The 2,757-nt window shown below is 74.2% G+C and carries 2 protein-coding genes and 1 pseudogene; all 3 read right to left on the bottom strand.

What is annotated here, in order from left to right; all coding sequences use genetic code 11:
* Positions 1-151: 151 nt before the first annotated feature.
* A complete protein-coding gene (locus tag EEJ42_RS32560) occupies positions 152-1,219 on the bottom strand; it encodes a right-handed parallel beta-helix repeat-containing protein (protein ID WP_123105533.1) in 1,068 nt (355 codons plus the stop codon).
* Positions 1,220-1,292: 73 nt separating this feature from the next.
* Entirely contained in the window at positions 1,293-2,369 is a 1,077-nt protein-coding gene (locus EEJ42_RS32555) for an MBL fold metallo-hydrolase (protein ID WP_123105531.1), read from the bottom strand.
* A 58-nt stretch (positions 2,370-2,427) separates the two neighbouring features.
* Positions 2,428-2,757, bottom strand: a pseudogene (locus EEJ42_RS32550) (pyridoxal phosphate-dependent aminotransferase); the annotation flags it as partial.

The raw sequence follows: 2,757 nt of genomic DNA, 5'->3' as shown, positions 1-2,757 counted from the left end.
GCGTACGGCGGCGGCCCGGGCGGCGCCGAAGGCGACCTCCCGCAGCTGCATGGCCGCGGCCTGGGGCCCGGCCGCGCCGTCGGGTGCCGTGCCGGGGGGCGGGGTGGCGGTGGTGGTCATGGCGTCGCCTCTCTGGTCATGGCGTCGCCGCTCAGCACCGGCCGGCGGGCACGGACAGCGTGCAGACGTTGCCGGTGAAGGTGTTGCCGGGGCCCTTGTCCCGGTCGGCCACGTCGGCGGGCTTGTTGCCGGTGAGCACGTTGCGGCTGATGGCGTTCTTGCTGTTCGCGATGCCGACGACGCTCTTGAACAGCACGATGCCGCCGGACATGGGCGAGGTGCCGACGTTGTCGTGCACCTGGTTGCCGGTCACCCGGGTGGTCTCGGTGCCGGTGAGCACGATGCCCGCGCCCTGGATGAACGGCAGTCGGGCGTTGGGGGCGCAGTAGGCGTTGTTCGCCTGGACGGCGTTGTGGGCCACCGTCAGGTCCCCGGCGCGCGGCTTGGACTCGTCGCCCACGACGAACACCCCGCCGCAGTTGCCCGCGACGGTGTTCTGCTCCACGGTCAGGTTGCGCAGCCGGCGCACCACGACGCCGATCCGGTTGCCGGTCAGCCGGTTCTCGGCGACCCGGGTGCCCTTGGCGTCGGTGGCGCCGCCCTCGGCGTCGACGGTGTTCGCCAGGAAGATGCCCGACTCCTTGTTGTTGCGGGAGACGTTGCGGACGAAGACCCCGCGGGTGGACAGCTGCTGGCCGATGCCCTGCTGGCCGTTCTTCTCGGCGAGGGTGTTGCGTACGTCCATCCGGACGGTGCGGGAGCCCCAGATGCCGTTCTTGGGGAAGCCGGTGACGGTCAGCGAGCGGATGTGGACATTCTTGACGCGGCGCTGGGCCGTACCGGTGACGCAGACGCCGTGTCCGGCCTTGCCGCAGGCGTTGGCCGACGCCTTGGCGGGCGCGGTGAGGACGGTCGTCCGGCCCACGCCGCGCAGGGTCAGCCGGTCCTTGGTGATCTGCACGTTCTCCCGGTAGACACCGGCCCGCAGCTGGATGGTGTCGCCGGGCCGGGCCGCCTTCACCGCGGCCTGGATCGACTGGCCGGGCTTGACGGTGTGCACGGTGGGGGCCGGGGCGGCGTGGGCGCCCGGCAGCTGGGTGAGTTCGATGGCGAGGGCGGCCGTGAGGCCCGCGAGGTAGCGAAGCGTGAGTGTGCGCATGAACAGGAAGTTATGAGTGACTTTCACCACTCGCCACTTATGCCCCGCCTTGTTACGTACGCCCCGATCACTCCTACTCCAGCACCCGGGAGCCGCCGACCGGCAGGTCCCACAGCTCCTCGCGGGGGCGGCCCGTCGCCTCGAAGGCGGCGCGGACCCGGTGCAGGGGCTCCAGCGGCGGTTCGGCGGAGAGCAGGAACGTCGACCAGTGCATGGGGACCAGCGCCCGCGCCCCGAGGTCCTGATACGCCCGTACGGCCTCGTCGGGATCGGTGTGCACCGGGCGGAGCATCCAGCGCGGGTCGTACGCGCCGATCGGCAGCAGCGCCAGGTCGATGCCCGGGTACCGGTGGCCGATCTCCCGGAACCAGTGGCCGTAGCCGGTGTCGCCCGCGAAGTACACCCGCTGCCCGTCGGGCGCGGTGACGACCCATCCGCCCCACAGCGAGCGGCAGGTGTCGGTCAGGGTGCGCTTGCTCCAGTGGTGCGCGGGGACGAAGTCGAAGCGGACCGGGCCGCCAGCGCCCGGCAGTTCGGCCGCCTCCCACCAGTCCAGCTCGGTCACCCGGGTGAACCGGCGCGCCCGGAACCACCCGGCAAGGCCGGCCGGGACGAACAGCGGCGTGGCGCGGGGCAGCCGCTTGAGGGTGGGCGCGTCGAGGTGGTCGTAGTGGTTGTGGCTGATGACCACCGCGTCGACGGGCGGCAGGTCCTCCCAGCGCACCCCCGGCGGGGTGACCCGGGCCGGGGTGCCGAGGATCCGGCGGGACCAGACCGGGTCGGTGAGCACGGTGAGCCCGCCGATCCGCAGCACCCAACTCGCGTGCCCCGCCCAGGTCAGCGCCGTCTGCGCGGGTCCCGTCGGCGGCAGCGGACCGGGCGCGAAGGGCAGGTCCGGGATCTGGCGCAGCGTGTCCACCGGTGGCCGCAGCCGCCCCTCGCGGGCCAGCCGGGCGAGGGCGCGCACCCCGGGCAGCGGGGAGGTGAGCCGGTGGACGAACGACCGCGGCCAGGTGCGGACCTCGCCGAGCGGGCGCGGGGCGGACAGGGGCGGCGGCGCGTCGAGGGACGGACGCGCCCGGGCCGGGAGCGGCAACCGGGACGTGCCGCGGCCCTCGCCCGCTTCGGTGGGTTCGGCCTGGTCGGTCATGGGGTGCGCTCCCTTCGCGGTCGCTTCACGGCCGCGTACGCGGCCGGCCGGTCACGGCTTACGGCCCCTCGGTCCTGACGAGGTCGCGGAAGGCCGCCTCGAAGGCGGCCAACTCCTCTGCCACATGCGGAAGTTCCAGCGGATCGGGGGCGGCCAGCGCGGCGAGCCGCAGCTCGTCCGACGCCCCGAGCAGCGGCAGCGTCGCCAGCCGGACCCGCAGGGTGTGCGGCGGGTCGCCGAACCGGTGGCCGCCGGCCACCGCCGGGCCGAGCCGCCCGGCCAGTTCGCGCTCCAGCTCCACCGAATCGGTGAGGGAGCGGGCGGCGAGCACCCCGCGCAGCTCGTCGAGGTCCGCGTACAGCTGCCGCCCGGCCTGCGGCGGGCGGCA

Source organism: Streptomyces botrytidirepellens (assembly GCF_003721215.1).
GTDB classification, from domain to species: Bacteria; Actinomycetota; Actinomycetes; order Streptomycetales; family Streptomycetaceae; genus Streptomyces; species Streptomyces himastatinicus.
This window is presented reverse-complemented; position numbering and strand designations above follow the sequence as displayed.

Excerpts from the sequence above, each read along its gene's own strand:
- EEJ42_RS32560 (WP_123105533.1), bottom strand. The coding sequence starts at position 1,219 with ATGCGCACACTCACGCTTCGCTACCTCGCGGGCCTCACGGCCGCCCTC.
- EEJ42_RS32555 (WP_123105531.1), bottom strand. The coding sequence starts at position 2,369 with ATGACCGACCAGGCCGAACCCACCGAAGCGGGCGAGGGCCGCGGCACG.